Genomic DNA, 22,604 nt, shown 5'->3' on the forward strand with positions numbered 1-22,604 from the left:
TCACCTTAGCCTTGTCAAAACAAATCAGGCATTGCAGTATCGCCCGGTCACAAACCACTATTCGACCCAGCGGAAAATCCACCAGAATGCCCCACCCTCTGATACTAGCCTCCAGCTCTCCTTACCGCAGAACCCTACTACAACAGCTTGGCATCCCCTTTCAGCAGGATTCGCCCCATATAGATGAAGCACCACAGGCGGGGGAAGCGCCAGCTGCACTCGCCCTGCGCCTCGCCACAGAGAAAGCGCGCGCCCTGGCAGGCCGCCACCCGAAATCACTGATTATCGGTTCAGATCAAGTTGCCTCTTGCGACGGTCAAATACTTGGCAAGCCAGGCAGTAGGGAGCGCGCCATCGCCCAGCTGCAAGCCTGCAACGGCAAAAAAGTGATATTCCACACCGGCTTGAGCCTGCTGAATAGCGCAAGCGGAGAGCAGTTGGGCGATACGGAAACCTTCACCGTCTACTTTCGGCAGTTGAGCACAGAGCAAATTGAACGATATGTAGAGCTGGAACAACCTTACGATTGCGCCGGCTCTTTTAAGGTGGAAGGGCTAGGTATCGCCCTGTTTGAGAGGCTTGAAGGGGCAGATCTCAACACCCTGGTTGGGCTGCCACTAATCCGCCTTACCGATATGTTGAACCACTTTGGCATAGATCCACTGGGCCCGCAGGCCACTTAAAGGAGTGGCGGCCAGCGGAGCAGCTCAGAGAAACGATCGATAACAACCTTGGGGCCACACCCCTGCAGTCGGGTTGGGCAATGAGCGCCATAGCTCACCCCGATAGAGGGCATACCGATCGCCGCCGCCATTTCCAGGTCGTATACGGTATCCCCTACCATTACCGCCTGCTCCGGACCGGTTCCGGTCTCATGTAGCAACTCATTCAGCATCAGCGGGTCAGGCTTGGAAGCTGTCTCATCCGCACAACGACTGGCGGCAAACAAGTGGCCGAGGCCGTGCTCCTCAAGTTCCCGATTGAGCCCCCGCCGACTCTTCCCGGTCGCTACCGCCAACAGGTGACCACCACACAGCAACTGGTCCAGGGTATCCAGGACTCCCTCAAATAACGGCAAGGGTTCAACCCGGGCCGCCATCCACTCATCAAAGTAAAGTTGGCGCAACGTGAGTTTTTCCTCACTGGCAGCCTCCGGAAACAGAGAGGATATCGCCTCCGGCAGACCAAGCCCGATGATGTTGCTAACCGCTTCCGGGGCAAGCACCGGCAAACCGGCTCTATCTGCTGCCCGCAACATACAATCGACGATACGCGCCTCAGAATTACAAACCGTCCCGTCCCAATCGAGGATTACCAACATAACAAAAGAACGCCCTACTCTTCCCTTAATCTATTCAGCACTACACTCAGCTCCGCAGGGAGTGGAGCCTCCACCTCAACCTTGGAGCCATCTGGCAAAGAGCAGCGCACTGAAGCCGAGTGCAAAAAGAGACGCTTCAGACCGCGACCGCGAAATTCACGATTGACTTCGTCCGAGGTGTACTTGTTGTCGCCCGCCAAAGGGCAACCAACAAACTGAGCATGAACTCGAATTTGGTGTGTTCGCCCGGTGACCGGCTCTGCGGAAAGCAAAGTCGCCGCCTTAAATCTCTCAATCAACTTAAAGCGAGTCTCTGAAGGCTTGCCCTCAGGGTGCACTGACACCATTCTCTCGCCGCTTTTCAAAGTGTTCTTGCGCAAAGGTGCCTCAACAACGCGGCGACCTCGGGGCCACTTGCCCACCGCCAATGCCTGATACGATTTACCGATCTTTCCCGCCCGCAACTCCGACTGAACATGTTGCAATACCGCGCGTTTGCGGGCCACCATGATGGCGCCACTGGTATCCCGGTCCAGGCGGTGCACCAACTCAATAAACGGGCTTTGCGGGAACATCTGGCGCAAAACTTCAATCAGGCCCAATCTGACACCGCTGCCGCCATGGACCGCAAGGCCCGACGGTTTATTGATCACCATAAGCCCGTGCTTGTCATAAAGTATGGACTCTTGGATCAGCTGGCGCAGAGATTCACCAGCGAGAGGGGCCTCTGCCTGCTCGGCAACACGAATTGGCGGCACTCGCACCACATCGCCCGCCTTTAACTTGTATTCAGCCTTTATTCGTCCTTTATTTACTCTTACCTCACCCTTACGCAGGATTCGGTATATACGTGAACGCGGCACACCCTTGAGGCGCGCCTGGAGGAAATTGTCGATCCTCTGTCCCGCCAGCTCTTCAGGTACAGTTAAAAGCTGCACGCCGCCAGATGGATTCGAGGTCTTTGATGGGGTCTCGGCCGGAGCCTTCTTGGGGTGGGGTATACTTCGCATGACGCGCATCATAGCGTTGCCAGGGATACAATTGAAGCACCTCCCTGCCCATGCTATATTCGGCCGGCCTGAATTCGGCGTATTTTCGGTCAAAGGCGACTTCCCACATGAAGAGATAGCCGTGACCCCAACGAAAATACCCCATTCGGTCGGTGCGCGGGGATGCCGCGTCATTGATAAAACTTAGCCGTTGAGATGTCCCCCAATTACCAGAACCAGAGGGGAGCTCACCGGCAACAACAGCCCGCGGTTATGCGGGTAATTATCGCGAAGGTAAGACGGGCCGTGACCCGCAGCGCTTGAAAGGACGACTCAAACTTGCGTCCGGTTTTGCAGAATACGACGAGCCAGCAACCGAACTGGCAACCAGGGCAGCACAGCTTCCGCAAGCCTGGTAAAAAAATTAAGAAGAATGGGTATCAGCCAAAAGCTGAACTGCAGAACCTCTGATGATTGACGCAAACCTTGCCGCCCAGCATGAAACAAACCAAGGGGCGGCGCCCAACCCTGCTGCAGAAGCCTGCAGCACAGGTACAGGGCAGTACTAACAAAAGGTATTAAAGGTACCAACGGATAGCACAATAACAGCGCGTATCCGGAGTTTTTGCAGAGCGAATAATAGGCAAACGCCAGTCTCAACAAGCCGCATAGATCCATGGCGCGGTAGAGCTGGCATACCTTATTTTCCCTGCCCTGCCTGGTGGTCCTCTCCACCTAGCAGCCAACAAGCAAGCCTGTGAGTAGCGGTGTCACGCCTTTGCGCAACGCAAGGAAAACGACACGCATGAAAAGAATGCTAATCAACGCAACCCAACCTGAAGAGTTGCGTGTTGCCCTGGTCGACGGCCAGTGGCTCTATGATTTAGATATTGAGAACCGAACCCGCCAGCAGAAAAAAGCGAACATCTACAAAGGTAAGATTACCCGTGTAGAACCCTCCCTCGAAGCTGCATTCGTCGACTACGGCGAAGAGCGCCACGGGTTCCTCCCCCTGAAAGAAATCTCTCGCGAGTACTTCCTAAAGCAGCCCAAAGACATCGAAGGCCGCATCAAAATCAAAGATGTCGTCAAAGAAGGTATGGAAGTTATTGTCCAGGTGGACAAGGAAGAGCGCGGCAACAAAGGCGCTGCCCTCACCACCTTTGTCAGCCTCGCCGGCCGCTACTTGGTGTTAATGCCCAACAATCCTCGTGCCGGTGGCATCTCCCGCCGCATTGAAGGTGATGAGCGCTCCGAGCTCCGCGATGCATTGGCCAGTGTAGATGTCCCCTCAGGCATGGGCATCATCGTGCGTACCGCCGGCGTTGGCCGCAGCGGTGACGAACTGCAATGGGACCTCAACTACCTGCTGCAACTTTGGAATGCCATCAAGGAAGAAGCTGATACCTCCAAGGCGCCACACTTCCTGTTCCAGGAAAGCAACGTCATTATCCGCGCCATCCGCGACTACATGCGCGATGATATCGGCGAAGTTATTGTCGACGACAAAGGCGCCTTTGAGCTGGCCGCAGAGTTTGCCCGCCAGGTAATGCCCCACTACGCCAATAAGGTGAAGTACTACGAAGACGCCATTCCGCTGTTCAATCGCTATCAAATTGAAAGCCAGATTGAGACAGCGTTCGAGCGCGAAGTGAAGCTCCCCTCCGGTGGCTCCATCGTTATCGATGTGACCGAGGCCTTGGTATCTATCGATATCAACTCCTCCCGCGCAACCAAGGGCGGCGATATCGAAGAGACCGCGCGCAATATCAACCTGGAAGCCGCCGATGAAATCGCTCGCCAGCTGCGCCTGCGCGATATGGGCGGACTGGTTGTAATCGACTTTATCGACATGCAGAGCAAGTCCAACCAGCGCGAAGTTGAAAAGCGCATGGAGAAGGCCCTCAGCATGGACCGCGCCCGCGTTCAGGTTGGCCGCATCTCCCGCTTCGGACTGTTGGAGATGTCCCGCCAGCGCCTGCGCCCATCCCTGGGTGAAACCACATTCCGCGTCTGCCCCCGCTGTAGCGGCCAAGGCACCATTCGCGGCACCAAGTCTCTGGCCCTCTCCATTCTCCGCCTGGTAGAAGAGGAAGCGAAGAAAGAGCGCAGCGCCGAAATCCGTGCAATCACCCCAGTGAATGTCGCAACCTACCTGCTGAACGAAAAGCGTAAAACGATCTCCCAGATCGAGTCCCGCAATTCCACTCGCGTAGTAGTTGTGCCCAGCGCAGAAATGGAAACGCCGCACTTTGAAGTTCAGCGCCTGCGTGACGATGACACTGCAACCCTGGAAACTTCCTACAAGATTTCTGGCACTGCCGAAGAGACAGTGACCAAGAAAGAGGAAAAGCCACAGCGTCCAGCTCCAGTGCAAGCGGCCGTGCAGCAAATTGCCCACACCGCTCCAGCACCCACTCCGGAGAAAAAGGAAGAGCCTGGACTCTTCAGCCGATTGATTAGCGCTATCGCCTCCTTCTTCACCGCAGAAGAGGAAGAGCCGAAGAAGCATCAAAAGTCCAAAGGCCGTGGCAAGGACTACCAGCAGCGCAACCGCAATCGCAACCAGCGCGGAAATCGCAACAACCGCAGTGGCCGCCCCGCGCGCCGCAAGGATGATCGCCGCGAAGACAATAAGCGCGACGACCAACGCGAAGATAAGCGCAGCGCCAAGCTGGACGAGCATGACAGCGCCTCTGATCGCCAAGGTGAAGGTCAGCGCAGACGTCGCCGCCGCCGCAACGACAACCGCCGCAGCGACAACCGCACTCAAACTGCTGAAGCCAAAAATACCGTTGATACCAACGAACAGGCTGGAGACACTTCTGATCAGCAACGCCCAGCACGTCGCCCAAGCAATGTGCGCGGTCGCCCCCAAGCGCGCCGTCGCGGCGGACGTCGCAATGAGAACACCGCAGCAACCGCGGTAGCTCACAGCCAGGAAGAGCTGAATCGCGAAGTTCACGAAGCCATCGACGAAGCCGAAAACGAGGTCCGCAAAACTAAGGAAGTCGCAAAAGAGACTCGCACCGAGGCGCCCAAGCCCAAGGCAAAAGACTCTCAGAAGCCGCAGCGAGCTCCCAAGCAAGCAGCCCAGCCCGCCATTACCATGCCGGTGCGAACTGCCCACGAGGAGAAACCTGCACAAGAGACCCCGAAGCCAGTAGCACAGCCGCAAAGCACCCCACAGGCAGCCAAAGCTGCCACCGCCGAGCCGCAGCAACCTACTCAGCCCAAACCCAAAGCTACCCCGGTAGAAAAAGCAGCTGTGCCAGCTGCCGAGCCGGCCAAACCCGTAAAGCAAGCGCCAGAACAAAAAGCCACCACGGCAGAAGTTCCAGCTGCCCCCAAAGCTGAGGCCACTCCTGCCAAACCAGAAGTAGAAGCAGCAGAGGAAATCGTGCTTGAGGAAGCACAAGCTGCAGCTGAAGCTTTACAGGAACAGGCAGGCACCAGTGAGCCGGAAGCTCAGGAAGAAATTGTTGCCGCTGAGCAGGCAGCTTCCGAAGAGGGACCGACCGCACCCAGCCAGGGACGCGCAGTAAATGATCCGCGTATCAACCCCAAACCACTGGGTGAATTCTCAATTGTTACTGAGCGCCGTGAAGTGGGCTCCCAGCAGCCTCTGGATACCGCGCAGCCGGCAGCGATTGAGCACAATCCACGCGCCCTAGCCCGCCCGGCCAACGACCCGCGTATCAGCCGCAAGGCCGTGGAAGTTGATGCCAACGCAGATATCGATCGCGACTCTGCAGAAGCGAGCTAAGCGATAGCTGCCAAGCCGCCCCAGCTAATGGCCGGGGCGGCCTTATCAACCTGACAGCAAGCCTTGAGCTGGTCAATAAATCACCTAACTTATTGAACTATATAAAAAAAATCAAAATGGCGCTTGTACATCCCGAGAAGCTATGTATAATGCGCAGCACAATTTGGTGGGGTGGCTGAGTGGTCGAAAGCGGCGGTCTTGAAAACCGTTGACTGTAACAGGTCCCAGGGTTCGAATCCCTGCCCCACCGCCATTATTCATACAGAAAGCCCTGATTTTTCAGGGCTTTTTTGTTTCTGCTATTTTTATTCCCCCACTAGTTCCCCCACTTATCTTTTGTAGGCCCGTAACACTTCAGGCGATGTAAACTCTATACGCACCAGCGGTGGTACACTAACGTCTTCACCGCCTGCCCTTTCACATTGAACATCAGGTCGATTTAGCTCTTTTACAGGCTCCACGAGAGCCCGCCCATTAACTTTACAAAAGCCTCATACGCTCACACAGCAGCTAGACCGTAATCTCCGGTAGCTGGTCCCACTGAGTCGTATAGGCTGGCGATCGATGCTCCTGTCGCATCTTCCACTTCTTGTCGATACCTTCAGCCCCCAGAAACAAGGTGCCCCGGCCAAACCGCTGATTGATCTGGTCGATGGCCTGCATGGTCTCACCTGATCGTATTGGCTGGCCCCTGGTGAACATGTCGCTCTGGCCCAGTGAGCGGGGGATAAGCTCTACCAGCCCTACCCCCGCTTTCAGGAATCTATGTCCCTGCAGGAACAGCTCTGTAATGGCGCGCTTTACCAGCTGCACTATCAGCCGTGTGTCATCCGTGGGGTATGGGGTTTGTACCACGGTGCTGCGGCTGTAGTAGAGCGGCTCATGGGGTGAGGTATGCAGGAAGACATGGATAGACTTTACCAGGGAGTCCTGGGCCCGCAGCTTCTCCGCCGCCCTGCTCGCGTACAAGGTAACGGCCTGCAGTATCGGCTGCAGATCGGTGAGCTTTTCGCCGAATGAGCGTGTGCAATAGATCTGTTTCTTGGCTGGCGGCTGCTCTTCCAGGCTTAAGCAACTAATGCCATTTAGCTCTTCTATCGTGCGCTCAATATTTACATTCGTATGGCTGCGCAGGATTTTCGGGTTGGCTTGCGCCAGGTCATAGGCGGTCTTGATTCCCAGGTGCCCGAGTCGCTTTGATAGACGCCTGCCTACACCCCACACATCACCCACTTCAGTGCGTCGCTGCAGCCACTGCCACTTTGCGGGGGAGTCCAAGATGCAGACGCCCTGACACCTGGGGATCTTCTTGGCGACTCTATTTGCCAGCTTGGCCAGAGTTTTACTCGGGGCAATGCCAACGCCCACCGGCATGCGAACATCCCGCCAGAGGGTTTGCCTTATTTGCTGACCGTAATCCAGCAGACACTCTTGCAACCCATGCAGATCCAGAAACATCTCATCGATGCTATAGACTTCAACCTCTGGACTGTACTGCTTCAGCGTTATCATTACCCGGTGGGAAATATCGCCGTACAGGGCGTAGTTACTCGAAAAGATCTTTACCCCGTGCTTTCGCAACAGATGCTCAATCTTGAAGAACGGCTGCAAGTCGGGAATACCTAACACTTTGGCTTCTTTCGAGCGAGCCACCACGCAACCATCATTATTGGAAAGGACTACCACCGGGAGCCCGCGCAGGTCGGGGCGGAATATCTGTTCGCAGCTGGCATAGCAGCTGTTGCAATCAACCAGTGCCAACATCAGCAGGACCGGTGGTACCGCACGGAAGCCTTGACCACTCCCTCAGCAATCAATTCCTGCCCCTCCCAAATGGGAATCGGTGCGTATTTGTCATTGGCCGATAGCAGGCGGCCCTGTTGGCGGTCGAGCACCTTGCACGTTAACTGCCCATCCAGGGCAACCACCACCACATCTCCGTGGATTGGCGGTAATGATCGGTCGACTACCAGCAGGTCCCGGTCAAAGATGCCGAGGTTCTGCATAGAGTCGCCGTTGGCGCGGGCGAGGAATGTCGCCGCCGGGCTGGTTATCAGGTGTTGATCCAGGCTCAGCGCTGCTTCTTTGTGGTCATCCGCTGGCGAAGGAAAGCCGCAGCTAACGCCACTGCCGTATAGAGGGGAAAGCTTCATGTGCTCTAGCAATATACTGTATTTTTATACAGTATAGTGGTGAGCACCCAATAAAGACAAGTAGCCAGTGTGACTCCAGGGCCTCACAGGTATTTTGTACTCAAGCCATCTCGGCGCCGCCACCTCCTTTTGACTCAGCCGAATAAATCACCCCCTGGATAGTGGTGCTCACTTCCTCACCTATCAGCTTTAATACGGCATCCCTTCCCGCTAAATCGGGGCAACCTGTTACCCACTCCAGGGCCACACACAGGCCTGCGACCCGCTGCAATTGCTCCATTCGTGCTTTTATAGGCACGCTCAACCCTTTGTAACTGCTAGCCCTATCTCCGCCCTGTGTCACCTAACGCCAGATATCTGCACTGCCTTATGACGACAAGTCACCAAGCGCACCTTGATAATTGAGGCCGGATCACTAGGCGATCGCCTGCGCAACGCACGGAAACGGGAGAGGATAACGATTGCACAGCTGGCAAAGTAGCTGGGGCTTGTGTCATCTCAAATTTCGACAATGGAAACAGGCGTACAAAGAATTCCGGCAGACCTGCTGCCGGTTTGGTGTGAGGCGGTTGGGATTACTTTAACGGAGGTGTATGGGGTGGAGAACCTGCACCACTTTGCACAGATTCCATTTCCGCCATTAGTTGCAAGAATGTACTTATCACTCCCGAAAGAGTGGCAGAGACATATCCAGAGAAGCATTGAAAGTATTCACCGCCTCTGGAAAATTCGGCAGATCAATAAGTAAGATTATTAACTACATCAAAGAATAGATCATGCTTTACTTTCTTCATCTTCAGGAGTTGAAGTCCAGACTGAATTCGGGAACATACGCTTCCTAACATCATCCAACTCAATAGTATCCACAATACCAAACCCCTCTCTCATCAAGGGATAAGGGTTTTTAATATCTCCATTACCCACCACATACTCTTTAAGCAAATAGAAAAGCCCCTCCTCTAGATTTGGTATCAAACCACTACTAAGTTCGAAACGACTGGAACCTTCATTTTGGAGGATCAAATATGGCCAAAACATAGCCCAGAACGTTAATATATAATTTGATCCAAAATGAGCTTTTATTATTTCTTCAGAAAAAAAGCCATACTTGATATTGACTAAAATTATTTCAAGCCTACCAGCACGCTCTGATAGATACTCCTGCTCCTCAGCGCTCAAACGCTTCACTGCCTCAATAACCCCCAGAATATTATAGCCATTTTCTGGATTTTGAGGGTTTTTAAGTTTATGGCTTTGAGAAAATAATTTTTTGTATATCTCATTCTCGTTTATTTTTTCTTGATGAGGCAGATCTGAAGTTAGCCTAAAAACATAATCAATAGTTCTATTAATTTTCTCCTTTTCAGAAGCCTTTTCAAGATTTTCTACAGCTATATATATTGCAATACAGGCAGAAACAAGCACAGCAACAGGCGACAAAAATCTAGAATAATCAATAGAAAAATTTAATGTTGATGCAGACATAACACCTAAAGCAAAGGCCAAAATTGTTAAAATTACTGTAATCTTGCTTCTTGTCATAATTTAATTCTTCTGCAGCCCCTTCTATAAAGCATACAATTTTTATCAATCATAATACTTTATAGATAAACTAAAATAAGCGCCAATCTTACTTCAACTTAAGAGCACTAACTACATCAATCCATATTTTTTCGCTACAGTCTCAAACTGGCGTTTATAGATTGCCCGAGCGGGCCGATATGGCGGCAACCATTCATCAGGACCCTTGTCGCCCTTACTCTGGTTATTGTCATCATCCACTAGCCAGAGATTGGCTGGGTCTTCGGCGAATACACGGCGTTGCTCGCGAGTCCAGTTAGCACCGCCGTTCTTATGAACCCAGGCTAAAGGGGCTATATGTTCTACATCCAGATCTGAAGCTTGATCAAAAAACTGGCCAGTATAGGGGTCCAACCATAAACCTGACAACACCGTGCAGGATTTTTCATTGCTAAAGGTGACGGGAGCCAGAGAGAGGCGAATCAGCAGCTCCTGGCGAGTGTTTTGGCAGTCGCCATCCGCATCGGGCCAGCGGGGGAGCCACTGCTGACGATCATAAGCTTCCATTTCAGCTTCGTAGCAACTAGTTAATACAGCTACCAGTACAAACAAAAAAAGTAAACGCATATGAACTTACGCTACAGATGATTGACCTGTTTTAGTGTCCACAGAGAATTTGGATCTAATTTCAGACTCAATACGCTCCTCTGTTTTCCCTTCGATAAAATATGCAGTAGAACTATCATTACTCCTATTGTAATCATCTAGCATCTGTCTTGCTCGAATGGTAAGAGGTGTGGTAGCAACTAATAAGCCGCTTCCTCCTGACTGCCGAACCATGTACAAAAAGCTACGGACCGTCCTAACCCCAACTTTCTTTTGATATGCTTTGGTCTCCACAAAAATATTTTTCCCTTTATGCACAAAAGAAAATTCAGAAGCATAAGTTTCCACTCCAGGTATATAGCTACCTTCACTCCCATCAAGTAACTTCAACCCTCTAAGAACCCTACTCACCAGTGCTTGATATTCATAGCCACTGAGGGACTCAAAACCGCTCACAGAGAGCACTTCCTCTTCATTCTCAGCTAGATCCACTTCTGTTTCAGCATCAATCCACTTCTTTCGAACAACACTCAACAGACCAATAACAGCTATCAATATGAACGGAAGCTCGATTTTCAAAAACTGAGTCAAAGAAAACTTCGACCACCAACTTCCCTCTTCTACCGGCTCCTTTATTTCACTAATAAGCCCTTGAATTTTTAACTTTATTTCACTTCTACGCTCTAACGAAATATATGAATTTTTTGAAAAATCATTGCGTATTAGCAAGAGGGTTTGCTTAACGCTATATGGAAAACTTAGCTTGTAATAGACTTCTTTCTGCTCTATTGACAACCTAGCTTCCTGAATGGTGACATTCTCATTCGCAAAAAATCGCCCACCAACCTCCTGAATCAATTCTTCCTGGGCCAAAGCGGACTTCTGATACATACTCTCCTTGACATGCTCAGGTACATAAAAAAAACCAAAGTAGAACGTAGCGAAAACACCGAAAACATTAAATATATTCCAGGAGTATTCTAATACCCACTCCCAGGTTTTATTTAAAATATTACCCAATTTATCCTATCCTTGTTTTTGGTTAAGTTGAAAATTATTGTGCTGCACCACTATTGTTACACCTCAATACCATACCGATATATTTGAGCTGCAAATTCAAGTGCATACTTGGGAAACATGTAGGCTAATTTACATTATTATCCCATAGAAGCCCATCCAAAGCCCCCAACATCTGCCCAACCACCCCGGCCAGATCCGTGTTGGTATCCCCAGTGATCTGCGGCAGAGTCGCCGGACGGTTGGCTACCTGTCAGCCGCTGCTGCCGTTGATATACAGCAGGCCATCCGCCTGATTCAGCGCGACCTTGGCAGGAAAGAATTGCCAGTAGCCGGTGTCTGCCACGTAGCGGGCCAGCTGGCCGTTTTGGTTTGCCCACTCATTGCTACCGGTGGCAACTATGTAGCGGTCGCCATCGTCGGGGGGATCGTTTTGGATGCCCTGCACTTCGATTTGCAGAAGCGCGTAAGTTCATTGTTACAAACACCCCACTCACCATCATCATCCGCATAAACTCGCTTACCGCAGTTAATTGCAACCATACTCACCCACTCGGAATCGCCATCACTGCAATAGAACTATGCACGACCATGCGATTCGCCACTTCACCAATGCAGTCAGAAACAAGGCCCGCTGCCTCGTCAATCACATTGACCGCCTGCCCTGCATCTGTGGTGAGTGTCTTCGTTGTCACATAGACCCGATCCATCGGGCATCGGTCTGCACGCTGTTCTGATCATCAATCACGGCAATAACGCACTTGAGCACAGCGACGGCTTGAGCTTCGGAGCTTGCGGGCTCAGCCTTTTGCGTGATTGCAGATCGCACAATCGTACCAGTACAGTGGCGGTCGTCGATGATGTAGGCAAATTGCCAAGCCTGGCACTCTATAAACAATATAAATATAGGAATTTCTTACTAAACTAGTTATCCCTATATGTTTAAACTTTATTCCCAGCTTTTTGAGATCATCTTCCTAAAGATAACTACCGCAATCCAGCCCTATACTTCCCGTGTCACCTCTATTTTACCTAGACAGCCAGACAAGCAGTAGGAACTCTCTAAGGATGAAATCCTATATTGGTGACTCCACTTCAACTTTAATGACAAAGATTTGAGAGCATTCTCCGCCTAATTAGCTGTTCAGCTGAGTCCCAAATCGATCAACAGTCTGTAACAAAATTAATCGCTTGATTTTTAAGGGATCATCATGAAAGCTTTCACCCCGATAGCGGCAGCTATCTTCTTAGTAATTAGTGGGTATTCATTCGCAAATGGGAATACTGCCATAGTGAACCAGAATGGAAATGGTAATATGGCTAACCCGGACCAAAGTGATCCCGCAACGATGGACAGTTTGATCGCAATCACCCAGGATGGTGATTTCAACGAATCTGCACCGGTACAGGAGAATGCCACTCAAAATGGCACTATTATTCATATTCAAACTGGAAATCTAAATACCGCTCCTGCCTTACTACAAAATAACAGTGACTCTACCCAGATTACGGCAATTCAGCAGGGCAATCTTAATGAGGTAGGCATGTCGCAAGTTGACTCTCAGTTAAGTACTGTTTTTGTTAACCAAATTGGGGATACCAATAGCTATGGCGGTGCGCAGATAATGTCAGATAGCGATACTATTTCTGTATTGCAATCTGGAGATTCCCAAATTTCCGGTAATACTCAACTCAATACCTCCTTTAACAGTTTTATAGTGAACCAGACAGGAATGGCCAATAGTGCTATTGGTTTCCAATCTAGCGGTACCTCAAATACCTCAGTTATGATCCAGAATGGAACTGCTAATATCGCTGGCATGGCTCAAAACGACGGCGACTTTAATAGCTTACTTATTCAACAAGACGGAGATAGCAATGATGGCATTGTTACACAGTTAAATAATTCAAATAACAATACTGTGAGCGTATTCCAATCAGGCATGATGAATATGTCGGAAGTTAATCAAGATGCTTCTGATTTTGGCATAGTTGATACCAACCAAACTGGCATGATGAATATGGCACTAACCAATCAGACGGGGATATCCAACTTTGCCAGTCAATCCCAGATTGGCACATCTAATGTGCATGAAATCGGTCAGGCAACATCCGGTAATTCTGCAACTGCCCTCCAATCTGGTACTGGCAATATGGGCGTGATTTTTCAATAGCGGATAAGGTTGACGATTCAACACTGTACTCCCTATTAGCAGCTATGGGTGTTTGACTGTTTTTGGGTAAAAGAGATGCTTTTTAAATAGGTATAACACTAAGCTAACGGGCAGTAACGTAGCGGCATAATCGCGAAGCGCCGCTGCGTTACTGTCCCAGTGTGGCACGCAGTGTGGCACGCAGTGCTACACGTGTTAAGCGCCTTGTTATACGTTACAGCTAAAATCATCTACTACACCCCACACTATTGCCGCCATAAACATACACCATGTAATTAGGATTAAACGTCGTCTCATACCAAAATTTGATACATATCTTGCCTCTGGTACATGAGGCACATTCATGGGTAACTTTAAGAAGAAATTAATATTTAAATTTACTAAATAGGTAAAGCTAAGAAACAGAACAAATGGCCTACCTTTATCTGCGGGGCAGGAATAATGACTCGCTGCCAAAATTGCAATGACTAAGTAGGATAGGAGTAAAATCCATTTAAGAGCTTTGTTGTTCATTTTATCCGAAGCGTATAATCGGGATAGGGAGGCACCTCACGATGCCTCTCCTCCCACACCACCAGGCATACGGATCGCGTACCATGGCGGTTCAATTCTATTCCCCTTCCTATCTGCCAATTCCGGCAGCCCCAAGCTCCTAAAGTATCTATTTGGCAATGCTCTGTAAAGGGCAGGACTTTTGCTTAGCCTCCATGATCCATGTGCTGATTTGGCCGTGTTCCACGCTAAAAAGCGATCAACACCCAGCCTTCTTAATCTGCGGTAACCACTACGTCCCCATTGCTTCCATAAATAACATCGCAACTTCCGCCTTATCCACTTGTCCAGATCTTTCAGAGGGCTCAGTACTTCACTGATGTCAAAGTACGCTTTCCAACCAAGCAGGGTCTTCTTTAACTCCTCTATGATCTGAGTAAACTTGCGGCCTCGTGTTCGGCGGGTGACCATTCTGATCTTTGCCTTCAATTTATTCATCGATGATTCTGATACCTTGATCCGGGCATCTTTCTTCAGCAATCTAAATCCTAGAAAGCTCCGCTTCCAGAAGTGATCCTCTGCACTCTTCTCAGCATTTACTGTGAGCTTCAGCTTACATTTGATGAAGTGCGTAAGGCTTACTTTTATCCGCTCTGCAGACCGACGACTTCCCACCAGTATTTGAAAATCATCGGCATATCGCACAAAACTGAGTTGCCGCTTGTGCAGCTCCCAGTCCAGTTCATTAAGCACAATATTAGCTAGAAGCGGAGATAGCGGCCCACCTTGCGGGACGCCTTTTGTTGTAGCTATTACCTTGCCGTCGACTACCGTTGGCGCTTTTAGGTATCGGTTTATCAACCCCAGCACATCAGCCGGTATTCCACTTTGCTTCAGTGTTAGCATGAGCCTGTCATGATTCACTTCATCAAAGAAGGATTTCAAGTCCATATCGATCGTCCAGCGCTTTCCTTGCCGGACAAAGTTTTGAACCTGTCTAATCGCCTGGTGTGCCGATCGATTTGGTCTAAAACCAAAACTAAGAGCATGAAACTTCGGCTCCCATTGCTCACTGAGTATCTGTGCGATAGCTTGTTGGATCAACCTATCTTGCACAGTGGGTATACCCAATGGACGCAGGCCTCCATTGCCTTTTGGTATAAAGACGCGTTTCACCGGTTGAGGACGATAGCTACTACTTAACACCTTGTGTCGGGTAGCAATCCAAGTCTGCTTAAGATGTTCCGGCAACTGTTTTACCGTCATACCATCGAGACCTGGCGCACCCTGGTTACGAGAAACTTGTTGTAATGCTCGAAACAGATTATTCCTATCTAGAATTCGCTGCATTAAAAGAGATGGGAAATTGGACAATGTATGATTAAGTTTCCAGTTTGATGTTCACCCCCCAAAAAAAATATTTTTTTTCCTGGCAACTAAGTTACTTGTCAGATGCAGTCATCAAGCTCTGCATTAATAATACTGTCCAGAATTGTTCAGGCCGTCAGTAACACGAAATCTACCTACTATGCCCTCTGCTGACTTCTATGGGTCGGTCAAAACCAATCTCTCAGTTTTCAGTTATTCCATTAACAACCCATAGACCTCCCAGGGTAAGACATTTAACTTTCTTCACGTAGATGCTGGATTTATAAAACGCAGGCCAGTTGTGGATGGAGAGCTTTATGGTCACGTGCCCACTGGCTCCACCTGCGTCACACCTCATATCCAGTTCTTGTTCATCACCCCGTGAATTTGCGTTGGGCTTCCTCCAGCCAATACCTCGCGATATTGACCTTGCCCTTTCGTTAACCTTCGGCTCCACGAATACCTGGTAAGAGGACTTCCACCTCTCTAGTTAAATGCCATGCCTGGCAAACACGCCGCTAGCATGGGCGCAGCTTTAGCTGCGTCCAATGCCTTACTTTGTTAACTGTTTTACCTATATTCAACGTAAATTTCCCCAGAGCCTATCGGCAACTCTTTATTCAAGATCTCAATTAGATCAATGACACTATCAGTTTGCTCTAGGTCTTGATACTCACAAGCATACCAAGCAATGAATTTTGCCCCTTTATATATTAACTCTCCTAATAACTTTCCAAGTTGAGTAGAACTTAAAGGATCGCCTTGTGACAACTGAAGTCCAGCTTCGGAAAATATACTGTCTGTAGTATCACCAGTTTCATCTAAAACTGCCCATGCATGAGACTGATCAATACCGTAGTAGTCGACTACTTCACCGAATACTTCCTGTGCTTCGCTGGCAGGCACAAAAGTAATGTCTGAAACATCAGTTGTAGGCTTGAGATCTATAATTGCGAGTAAAAACTGGCTCATGTTCGAATACAGTGGTCTTGCCCACAAAAAGTAGACACTCTAACTATGCGTATTTTCGCTCATACTCTGCTGGACTTACATAGCCCAATGCAGAGTGCCTACGAACCCTATTGTAGAAAATCTCAATGTATTCAAACACCTCAGATTTTGCTTGCTCTTCGCTTTCGAATGTTCCGGCATAGACCAGCTCGACTTTTAGCCTGCTAAAGAATGATTCCATTGCCGCATTATCCCAACAGTTAGCCTGGCGACTCATACTCGGCTTGCACTTGCTTTCGGACAAGAGATCCTGGTATTTCTGCGATCGATATTGCACACCCCTGTCAGAGTGAACTAGCAGTCCAGGCTTTATTGGTCGTCGCTCTAGGGCCATTTTCAATGCTCGACGTGTCAATTCATCGGTCATCTGCGAGTCGAATGCCCAACCTACAATACGTCGAGAGTACAGATCCATAACTACCGCGAGGTATAGCCACCTATCCAGAACCCAGATATACGTAATGTCACTGGTCCAGCGGCAATTTGGTCGATCCACATCAAAGCAACGCTTAAGTAAGTTGGCGGAGACGTTAATGCTCCCCTCTACGGGCTGACTATATCGAAAGCCTTTGCCGTTTCTCGCTTTAATATGTTCCTGTTGCATAAGCTTAGCGACGTAGTTCCGCGAGCATGGCTCACCTAACTCTTGAAGCTCGCAAGCAATTCTAGGCGCGCCATAACGACCTTTAAACTCAACAAACGTCTTTCGGATTTTCTCGATTGTTCGTATCTCTCTAATCGTGCGAGCAGATGGCAATCGCCCCCGCCATCGATAATAACCCGATCTTGAGACTTCTAAACACCGACACATCAAGCTAACCGGGAATGACCCTACATGCTCTTGTATCAATGCGTACTTTACTCTTGGTGGTTCGCAAAGTACGCAGCTGCCTTTTTTAGAAACTCAACCTCCTGACGAGCTTCATGCAGCTCCTTCTTGAGTTTGCGAACTTCAGCGCTTTCCTGTTTGGAATAGTCGACACCGTCTAAACTATTGAACTGCTTATCAGACAGTCGATTAAATTGGCGACGCCAGTTGTAGATCTGCTGTGCGCTGACGCCTAGCTCTCGCGCCACAGAAGCCGTTGTTGCTCCAGGCTTTTCCGCTCTCTTAACTGCTTCTCTGCGGAACTCCTCCGTATACGCCTGAGTTCTTTTCTTACCCATGATACACCTCCGTGTTAGGCCTAAACCTAACTATACAGGGTGTCTACTAAACGTGGGTAAGTCTTACAGTTAACGCCGCCATAACCGGCGGGAACGGAGTTGGTTTAGTTGTGCTAGCGTAGCGATAAAGCACAACTGAAGCAACGCAGTGAGCGTCAAGCCCGTGTGCGGGCGGTGGTTGATGGCTTTGTTATGAGGCTAAAATTTGGGCTTAAAGTAGATACCTAAGCCGAGTGTGGCCACAGCCAAACCAATGAATACCTGGACAAAAAGGCTAAAAAAGAAATCCATAGCACCATGGGCGAGTGTAATTTCGATGATACCATTCATCTTACTTGCGTAAGTAAAGCTACCATCAATTGAATCGATAATAGTTAGCATGCTTAGCAAGAAGCCTGCTAAAGCTAGGGTTGCGCCGCCGAATTTATCTCTCATAGTGAGTGTGCGTTATAACGCCGCGCTTTGCGGCTGGTTTGGAGCGCAGCGGAAAACCAGTCCGACAACAGCGCCTTGTTAACTGTTGATTTCAATACACTCTGCACAATACAACTCACTCTCGCTTTCGTTTAGAAGATAACTAATTCTATATCGTTCGAATTCGATATTTGGATCGCTACCCTCTTGAATTGATACTTCAGTGGCCCCTACAAGGCTGGAAATCGCGCCTTTGTAGCCTTTAATTCTGAAAGATATCAGGTCATCCTTTTTCCGTGATCTTTGCACGGTAATAACACAACCCCGAAAATCGCCTCGAGTCTTTGGTGGCTCATCATATCGATACGACGTAATTTTCGAATATTTTCCAAACTCGTAATTCATAACGATGCAAAAGCAGTTAACGCCTGGCTCAGCGGCGAGTTAAACTGGCGGGCCTTTTGGTACAAAAGGCGTGACAGTTTGACGAGTCCGATGCAGCCACTTGTTACACCTTGCCTACGATAAGTTTTGATCTACAAACATCATCGCGAAATGCTCAGCTTGTAGATCAGTGCTATTTTGTTTAGCAATCTCTTTGTTTCTATGCCACATATCACTTATCAGAGATTGCATATTATCGGGAAGCTCCATGACGCTCTGGATGATTTCCTTCCAGCTTCCTTCGACTCCATAGGTTTGAGACAGCTTTGGTGCCATTTGCTGTAATAGAGCTTCATCCTTTGCATCTAGAGAACCGATCGCATCTAAAACGTAAAGTTCTAACAATCTAAGTAGTGGCTTTCCTTCGTATCTCTCACTCATTCTCGATTCCTATTGAGGGTGTAACGCCAAGCTCACCCGCGGAGGCACGATAGTGCCGGAGTCGGGTGCAGCACCTTGTTACGTGTTTTTGCTTGGAACAAATGTATATCTCCCTACTATATCTTCAAAATCTGGCTGTTCGATTTCGAACTGGATGAAGTCATCATGCAAATGACCGATCCATTTGGATTCAAAACCATCAGCATCAGATCTTATCTTGCAGATCACTTTAGAACCACTTTGGGAGTAGGTTCCTGCACCCACTTTGTGGAAATCTCCCTCATGAGGAACTCCTTTTTCCACTGTACCGCTTTCATAGAACTTAATCAGATAGCAGTATGATGATTGATCGTACTTCTCAAAACCTTTCGTTGATGAATAAAACCCATCAAAGTTTGGCCGGGAGCCCGATTTCTTTCTATAGAAGTTGAGAGACATCAGCTTACCTTTCCACGTAACGCCATGTTCAGCGGCAGAATACGGAGTGGAGCAAATTGTGGTATAAGCGAAGCGACCACAATTTGAGGAACGCAGTATTCTGTCCGACTGCAACATCTTGTTAGGCATAGGCAGCCTCGTACTCTTTTTCAGATAGCTCAATGAGCTGCCAATTAAACTTTGTTGTGACTATTGTGAGTGACATACTACCGTATAGATGCACTATCCAAACTGGATCTTCATCGCTTAATCCATCCATTCTATGCTGAACTGCTGGCGTTACTTTACCTTTGATTGTTTCGTTAACGCTTGCTTCCAAAACCATAAACAGATCACTATTTGATGAGTCGTCATCAAACTCGGCATCCATGTGTACCACTTGGCCACACTCAAATACTACCTTCCAGAATTTATCGTTTACGGTGCCTTGGACCAATATATCCAGAGTAACTTTCGGATAAGCACCAAAGTCAATGCTCATATCAGCATTGTCTAAAAGAGATTCACAGACTTCTTGTAGCTCCATACTCTAGATGCCTAACGTCGCCATAACCGGCAGCCATGCGCAAAGCGCGCTTTAGGCTGTCCAGCCACGAAGTGGCGTTGGTTGATGGCCTTGTTATGCATTTACTCGTACCTTATTAAAGAATAACAATGGCAGACCAATAGATAATGCTAGCGACCAATCATAAAAATAAAAACCTATTAAAGCATGAAAACCTATGATATACATTGTTTGTTCGGGGTATTTTCTTAGGAAGAGAAATACACCACAAGCAAAACAAACAAGCATTGATGCAATACTCAAATAAAAAAACTCTGAACCATCCTCTGTAAGTACATAGCTCAAGGTACTCTTTGCCGCTTCGTATGTGCTTAGTGCCTCTGGCTGGGCAACAAGTAATAGAATTGTCCAGATAGCAAGAAAGTAAAAGACGCAAAGGAAATTTAGCGCTCCAGATATCTTAAAACCCATAACCTTCTCATGATGCATAACGAGGCTGTAGAAAAACAGTTTTAGAAAAATCTGCCATTTCCCAGACTCCTCCAATTAAAATTTTGGCTAAAATTTATCTATACCACTAGATTTCTTTCATTGTATTAAATTTAAGCGTCTTGATGCCCTTAATTTATACTCAATCAGTGGATACTGCCATATCTCATCAATTTTTCAATGTTATGTACCAAGCAGAACATCTGCCATTGTCCCTGAACCTTACTTTTTCCTCGTAGCGAGAAGCGATTCAATCGCTTGTTAGTACCAATGTTCCCAAATACTGGTTCGACAACAGACATTCGATGCCCATAAATGGTCTTGCCTTCGATACTATCAATCCGCTTTTTCATCCAATCAGTAGCTGTCCGTCCGTTTGTCCAAGTTAAGGATACTTGCCTTCCATGTCCTTTTCGTGAGTCAGCAGAATCTGGGTTTCGCATACACTGACTTTTAAGGCTGCATGCCCTGCAGTCGGTGAGGCGCCCTTCGAACAGTAGTTTTTTCTTACCTTCACTGACATGCTCTTCTTTTAACAAGAGCATGGCTTTTCCTGCAGGACAGATACAGGTTTTCTTTTTCTTGTTGAATGTAAATTCACTAGCTGGGATAGTCTTCTGGACATTAGCCCTACCTTTTTGATTGCGCTTGCCATACTTGGTTTTTTGCTTTGTAAAAGCTTTATCACGTGAACGGAACTTATTGTCAGGTATGTAGGCATTGATGCCGTTCTCTAGCAGGTAGTTGTAGTTAGCATCGTTGGAGAATCCAGTATCAGCAGTAATGATGACCTGTTTGGCCAAGATGTCTTCATCTATTCCTATATTCTGATAATGGCAATTGATGCCATCGAGAATAGGTTTCAGTGTATGATGTTCCTGGCCCTCTCCAAAGGCCTGTGCTTCAACAACTATCTGATGCTTTCTATCAACTGCGGCAACACCGTTATAGCCCTGGATGGTTCCCTTGCTGGTAGTCATCTTAGCTGATTCATTATCCGTGATGTTACTTTTTACTTCTTTAGGGTTTTTACCTTGCCCCATCCTGGGGGAGTGATTCTTTAAGAACTGATCAATTTTATCAAAGTGTTTCTGCAGCGTATCCGCCGCTTTAGCTACCGCTTGCTTTCGCTCTTTTTCTTTAGGTTTCCTGCCATCAAGCCTCTTGTGCTCTTTGAGGCAATGTTTGATCTTCTTGCGAATTTTTTCCTGCTTCTGTTCTAGCTCTTTAAAAGTCCCAGAATGTTCTTTGCTGGCATTGGATGGCATCTTGCATCCATCTATTGCGAAAAGTTCGTTGCCAAGCAGCCCCTGCTGATCGCAGACCAGTAACACTTGCTCAAACACCGACTCAATCGCATCAGGATAACTGCTTACGAAACTTGCAATACTAGTAAAATGCGGAACGGTATCGCATGACAGTGCTTTGAAGAGGATATTGTTCTCACATTGCCATTGAATTTCACGGCTTGATGTAATGCCTTTTGAGTAAGCAAACAATATGATTTTCAGGAGGATAGCTGGATCATAAGCGGTTCGCCCGCCGCTATCATTTTGATATTTTTTATGGAAGACAGAGAGGTCTATATGATCATCTATCAAATGATGAAGTGTAAACTCAAAGGTTTCAGGTTGTAGTTGTTCTTCGAAATTGATGACGACCATTGCATCTTGGTTGTAATCGTAACGTTTGAAATTGGGCATATGGATAATCTCGACATCAAGATCTCCATTTTAACAAAAAAGCTACCTTTCAAGAGTTTTTCTACAGCCTGAACGCCCGCAACAGGGGCGACCAATGTTGTGCGCTTTTTGCGCAATAATGGAAGCGAAGCGACCGCGCAAAAGATGCACAGATTTGGGCGTCCCGCGGAGGCCCGAAGGGCCGGAGTATCCTGCTTGCGTTTGTTAAGCATTTGCTAGGACACCGGACATCCAAGTAATACTCATAAACACAGCAAACGCAAATGATAAGATGAATATGACTTGCACTCGAGAAAGCTTCGTCTCCATTCCAAAGTTGAGAAACGCCTGTATTCTAGGATGGAAATAGGATTTCACCCCAAGGATGGCAGAGACAAAGGCTATGGCCGTATACATTAGTACTACACTCCAGAATTTTTCCGGATTATCTGAAGCATTAATAGTCTCGGATAGTCCAGCTCTCTGATATGCAATCACTTCACCCAAGACAGCAGATGTCGCTGCATAGCCGCCGCTGACAATGGACAAAACGATAAAAAAGGGCTGAATTCTTTTAGGCATATGTGTCTTGATGCTTAACGCCGCGCTCAGCCGCCGGAGGTAACTGCCGCCTTTTGTGCGGGTTTTATGCACAAAAGGTGACAG

The 22,604-nt window shown here is 48.3% G+C and carries 26 protein-coding genes and 1 tRNA gene; 5 read left to right on the top strand and 22 right to left on the bottom strand.

Annotated features, from left to right (window positions below; genetic code table 11):
• Positions 1 to 86: 86 nt before the first annotated feature.
• A complete protein-coding gene (locus tag ACJJI1_RS21235) occupies positions 87 to 683 on the top strand; it encodes a Maf family protein (RefSeq protein WP_444914007.1) in 597 nt (198 codons plus the stop codon).
• Here ACJJI1_RS21235 and ACJJI1_RS21240 read toward each other — a convergent pair.
• Positions 680 to 1,321 (bottom strand): HAD-IA family hydrolase, encoded by a 642-nt coding sequence (locus ACJJI1_RS21240; protein WP_444957917.1) that lies wholly within the window; start codon positions 1,319 to 1,321, stop codon positions 680 to 682. The two genes, ACJJI1_RS21235 and ACJJI1_RS21240, sit on opposite strands and share 4 nt — an antisense overlap.
• Before the next feature lie 14 nt (positions 1,322 to 1,335).
• A complete protein-coding gene (rluC, locus tag ACJJI1_RS21245; protein ID WP_413662285.1) occupies positions 1,336 to 2,331 on the bottom strand; it encodes a 23S rRNA pseudouridine(955/2504/2580) synthase RluC in 996 nt (331 codons plus the stop codon).
• A gap of 784 nt (positions 2,332 to 3,115) precedes the next feature.
• Here rluC and rne point away from each other — a divergent pair.
• Positions 3,116 to 6,076 carry a ribonuclease E gene (rne, locus tag ACJJI1_RS21250; protein ID WP_444957918.1) on the top strand — a complete coding sequence of 987 codons (2,961 nt, stop codon included), beginning with the start codon at positions 3,116 to 3,118 and terminating at the stop codon, positions 6,074 to 6,076.
• 165 nt (positions 6,077 to 6,241) lie between these two features.
• Positions 6,242 to 6,329, top strand: a tRNA-Ser gene (locus tag ACJJI1_RS21255).
• Between the two features lie 257 nt (positions 6,330 to 6,586).
• Here ACJJI1_RS21255 and ACJJI1_RS21260 read toward each other — a convergent pair.
• The 3 genes from ACJJI1_RS21260 to ACJJI1_RS21270 all read right to left on the bottom strand — a co-directional run bounded on the left by ACJJI1_RS21260 (position 6,587) and on the right by ACJJI1_RS21270 (position 8,527).
• Positions 6,587 to 7,840 carry a Y-family DNA polymerase gene (locus ACJJI1_RS21260; RefSeq protein WP_444957919.1) on the bottom strand — a complete coding sequence of 418 codons (1,254 nt, stop codon included), beginning with the start codon at positions 7,838 to 7,840 and terminating at the stop codon, positions 6,587 to 6,589.
• The gene (locus ACJJI1_RS21265; protein ID WP_444957920.1) at positions 7,840 to 8,229 is read right to left on the bottom strand and encodes a LexA family protein; all 390 of its coding nucleotides are present in this window, start codon (positions 8,227 to 8,229) and stop codon (positions 7,840 to 7,842) included. The genes ACJJI1_RS21260 and ACJJI1_RS21265 overlap by 1 nt, the downstream gene beginning before the upstream one ends.
• Before the next feature lie 100 nt (positions 8,230 to 8,329).
• Complete coding sequence (locus ACJJI1_RS21270) at positions 8,330 to 8,527, bottom strand: hypothetical protein (protein ID WP_444928112.1); 198 nt, start codon at positions 8,525 to 8,527, stop codon at positions 8,330 to 8,332.
• Between the two features lie 192 nt (positions 8,528 to 8,719).
• Between ACJJI1_RS21270 and ACJJI1_RS21275 the strand changes: the two genes are divergently transcribed.
• Positions 8,720 to 8,977: a helix-turn-helix domain-containing protein gene (locus ACJJI1_RS21275; protein WP_444928113.1), complete on the top strand. Its 258-nt coding sequence runs from the start codon at positions 8,720 to 8,722 to the stop codon at positions 8,975 to 8,977.
• A 26-nt stretch (positions 8,978 to 9,003) separates the two neighbouring features.
• Here ACJJI1_RS21275 and ACJJI1_RS21280 read toward each other — a convergent pair whose 3' ends face one another.
• The 6 genes from ACJJI1_RS21280 to ACJJI1_RS21305 form a co-directional block, all read right to left on the bottom strand.
• Positions 9,004 to 9,771 (bottom strand): DUF4760 domain-containing protein, encoded by a 768-nt coding sequence (locus tag ACJJI1_RS21280; RefSeq protein WP_444941533.1) that lies wholly within the window; start codon positions 9,769 to 9,771, stop codon positions 9,004 to 9,006.
• Between the two features lie 111 nt (positions 9,772 to 9,882).
• Entirely contained in the window at positions 9,883 to 10,377 is a 495-nt protein-coding gene (locus tag ACJJI1_RS21285) for a GmrSD restriction endonuclease domain-containing protein (protein WP_444941532.1), read from the bottom strand.
• A 6-nt stretch (positions 10,378 to 10,383) separates the two neighbouring features.
• On the bottom strand, positions 10,384 to 11,376 hold the full coding sequence (locus ACJJI1_RS21290; RefSeq protein WP_444957921.1) for a restriction endonuclease: 993 nt from the start codon (positions 11,374 to 11,376) through the stop codon (positions 10,384 to 10,386).
• Positions 11,377 to 11,626: 250 nt separating this feature from the next.
• Positions 11,627 to 11,821, bottom strand: a complete 195-nt coding sequence (locus ACJJI1_RS21295) for a DUF2793 domain-containing protein (RefSeq protein ID WP_444957922.1) — start codon at positions 11,819 to 11,821, stop codon at positions 11,627 to 11,629.
• Positions 11,822 to 11,918: 97 nt separating this feature from the next.
• Positions 11,919 to 12,068, bottom strand: coding sequence for a hypothetical protein (locus ACJJI1_RS21300; RefSeq protein ID WP_444914017.1), 150 nt, complete (start codon positions 12,066 to 12,068; stop codon positions 11,919 to 11,921).
• Positions 12,065 to 12,202, bottom strand: coding sequence for a hypothetical protein (locus ACJJI1_RS21305; protein ID WP_444957923.1), 138 nt, complete (start codon positions 12,200 to 12,202; stop codon positions 12,065 to 12,067). Before ACJJI1_RS21305 ends, ACJJI1_RS21300 begins: the two co-directional genes overlap by 4 nt.
• Before the next feature lie 382 nt (positions 12,203 to 12,584).
• Here ACJJI1_RS21305 and ACJJI1_RS21310 point away from each other — a divergent pair, with 382 nt between their 5' ends.
• Positions 12,585 to 13,547 carry a hypothetical protein gene (locus ACJJI1_RS21310; RefSeq protein WP_444957924.1) on the top strand — a complete coding sequence of 321 codons (963 nt, stop codon included), beginning with the start codon at positions 12,585 to 12,587 and terminating at the stop codon, positions 13,545 to 13,547.
• Between the two features lie 549 nt (positions 13,548 to 14,096).
• Here ACJJI1_RS21310 and ltrA read toward each other — a convergent pair.
• The 11 genes from ltrA to ACJJI1_RS21365 form a co-directional block, all read right to left on the bottom strand.
• A complete protein-coding gene (gene ltrA, locus ACJJI1_RS21315; RefSeq protein ID WP_444957925.1) occupies positions 14,097 to 15,389 on the bottom strand; it encodes a group II intron reverse transcriptase/maturase in 1,293 nt (430 codons plus the stop codon).
• 588 nt (positions 15,390 to 15,977) lie between these two features.
• A complete protein-coding gene (locus ACJJI1_RS21320) occupies positions 15,978 to 16,379 on the bottom strand; it encodes a hypothetical protein (RefSeq protein WP_444914020.1) in 402 nt (133 codons plus the stop codon).
• 43 nt (positions 16,380 to 16,422) lie between these two features.
• On the bottom strand, positions 16,423 to 17,268 hold the full coding sequence (locus ACJJI1_RS21325) for an IS3 family transposase (RefSeq protein ID WP_444957926.1): 846 nt from the start codon (positions 17,266 to 17,268) through the stop codon (positions 16,423 to 16,425).
• An 8-nt stretch (positions 17,269 to 17,276) separates the two neighbouring features.
• Entirely contained in the window at positions 17,277 to 17,585 is a 309-nt protein-coding gene (locus ACJJI1_RS21330) for a transposase (RefSeq protein WP_444895975.1), read from the bottom strand.
• 198 nt (positions 17,586 to 17,783) lie between these two features.
• Complete coding sequence (locus ACJJI1_RS21335) at positions 17,784 to 18,020, bottom strand: hypothetical protein (RefSeq protein ID WP_444895876.1); 237 nt, start codon at positions 18,018 to 18,020, stop codon at positions 17,784 to 17,786.
• Between the two features lie 498 nt (positions 18,021 to 18,518).
• On the bottom strand, positions 18,519 to 18,824 hold the full coding sequence (locus ACJJI1_RS21340; RefSeq protein WP_444957927.1) for a hypothetical protein: 306 nt from the start codon (positions 18,822 to 18,824) through the stop codon (positions 18,519 to 18,521).
• 78 nt (positions 18,825 to 18,902) lie between these two features.
• The gene (locus ACJJI1_RS21345; protein WP_444957928.1) at positions 18,903 to 19,262 is read right to left on the bottom strand and encodes a hypothetical protein; all 360 of its coding nucleotides are present in this window, start codon (positions 19,260 to 19,262) and stop codon (positions 18,903 to 18,905) included.
• Between the two features lie 121 nt (positions 19,263 to 19,383).
• The gene (locus ACJJI1_RS21350) at positions 19,384 to 19,788 is read right to left on the bottom strand and encodes a hypothetical protein (RefSeq protein WP_444892125.1); all 405 of its coding nucleotides are present in this window, start codon (positions 19,786 to 19,788) and stop codon (positions 19,384 to 19,386) included.
• Between the two features lie 93 nt (positions 19,789 to 19,881).
• On the bottom strand, positions 19,882 to 20,238 hold the full coding sequence (locus ACJJI1_RS21355; RefSeq protein ID WP_444957929.1) for a hypothetical protein: 357 nt from the start codon (positions 20,236 to 20,238) through the stop codon (positions 19,882 to 19,884).
• Between the two features lie 164 nt (positions 20,239 to 20,402).
• The gene (locus ACJJI1_RS21360) at positions 20,403 to 21,959 is read right to left on the bottom strand and encodes an IS1182 family transposase (RefSeq protein ID WP_444957930.1); all 1,557 of its coding nucleotides are present in this window, start codon (positions 21,957 to 21,959) and stop codon (positions 20,403 to 20,405) included.
• Positions 21,960 to 22,163: 204 nt separating this feature from the next.
• Positions 22,164 to 22,592 (bottom strand): hypothetical protein, encoded by a 429-nt coding sequence (locus ACJJI1_RS21365; RefSeq protein ID WP_444957931.1) that lies wholly within the window; start codon positions 22,590 to 22,592, stop codon positions 22,164 to 22,166.
• Between the last annotated feature and the right edge of the window lie 12 nt (positions 22,593 to 22,604).

The sequence above is a fragment of the Microbulbifer maximicatervae (SeqCode) genome (genome assembly GCF_052467065.1).

Bases quoted from the DNA above. Each gene is read 5' to 3' on its own strand.
- ACJJI1_RS21280 (WP_444941533.1), bottom strand. From the start codon at position 9,771: ATGACAAGAAGCAAGATTACAGTAATTTTAACAATTTTGGCCTTTGCT.
- rne (WP_444957918.1), top strand. From the start codon at position 3,116: ATGAAAAGAATGCTAATCAACGCAACCCAACCTGAAGAGTTGCGTGTT.
- ACJJI1_RS21285 (WP_444941532.1), bottom strand. From the start codon at position 10,377: ATGCGTTTACTTTTTTTGTTTGTACTGGTAGCTGTATTAACTAGTTGC.
- ACJJI1_RS21330 (WP_444895975.1), bottom strand. From the start codon at position 17,585: ATGGGTAAGAAAAGAACTCAGGCGTATACGGAGGAGTTCCGCAGAGAA.
- ACJJI1_RS21360 (WP_444957930.1), bottom strand. From the start codon at position 21,959: ATGCCCAATTTCAAACGTTACGATTACAACCAAGATGCAATGGTCGTC.
- ACJJI1_RS21320 (WP_444914020.1), bottom strand. From the start codon at position 16,379: ATGAGCCAGTTTTTACTCGCAATTATAGATCTCAAGCCTACAACTGAT.
- ACJJI1_RS21265 (WP_444957920.1), bottom strand. From the start codon at position 8,229: ATGAAGCTTTCCCCTCTATACGGCAGTGGCGTTAGCTGCGGCTTTCCT.
- ACJJI1_RS21355 (WP_444957929.1), bottom strand. From the start codon at position 20,238: ATGGGTTTTAAGATATCTGGAGCGCTAAATTTCCTTTGCGTCTTTTAC.
- ACJJI1_RS21345 (WP_444957928.1), bottom strand. From the start codon at position 19,262: ATGTCTCTCAACTTCTATAGAAAGAAATCGGGCTCCCGGCCAAACTTT.
- rluC (WP_413662285.1), bottom strand. From the start codon at position 2,331: ATGCGAAGTATACCCCACCCCAAGAAGGCTCCGGCCGAGACCCCATCA.
- ACJJI1_RS21260 (WP_444957919.1), bottom strand. From the start codon at position 7,840: ATGTTGGCACTGGTTGATTGCAACAGCTGCTATGCCAGCTGCGAACAG.
- ACJJI1_RS21240 (WP_444957917.1), bottom strand. From the start codon at position 1,321: ATGTTGGTAATCCTCGATTGGGACGGGACGGTTTGTAATTCTGAGGCG.
- ACJJI1_RS21235 (WP_444914007.1), top strand. From the start codon at position 87: ATGCCCCACCCTCTGATACTAGCCTCCAGCTCTCCTTACCGCAGAACC.
- ACJJI1_RS21350 (WP_444892125.1), bottom strand. From the start codon at position 19,788: ATGGAGCTACAAGAAGTCTGTGAATCTCTTTTAGACAATGCTGATATG.
- ACJJI1_RS21335 (WP_444895876.1), bottom strand. From the start codon at position 18,020: ATGAGAGATAAATTCGGCGGCGCAACCCTAGCTTTAGCAGGCTTCTTG.
- ACJJI1_RS21340 (WP_444957927.1), bottom strand. From the start codon at position 18,824: ATGAGTGAGAGATACGAAGGAAAGCCACTACTTAGATTGTTAGAACTT.
- ACJJI1_RS21310 (WP_444957924.1), top strand. From the start codon at position 12,585: ATGAAAGCTTTCACCCCGATAGCGGCAGCTATCTTCTTAGTAATTAGT.
- ltrA (WP_444957925.1), bottom strand. From the start codon at position 15,389: ATGCAGCGAATTCTAGATAGGAATAATCTGTTTCGAGCATTACAACAA.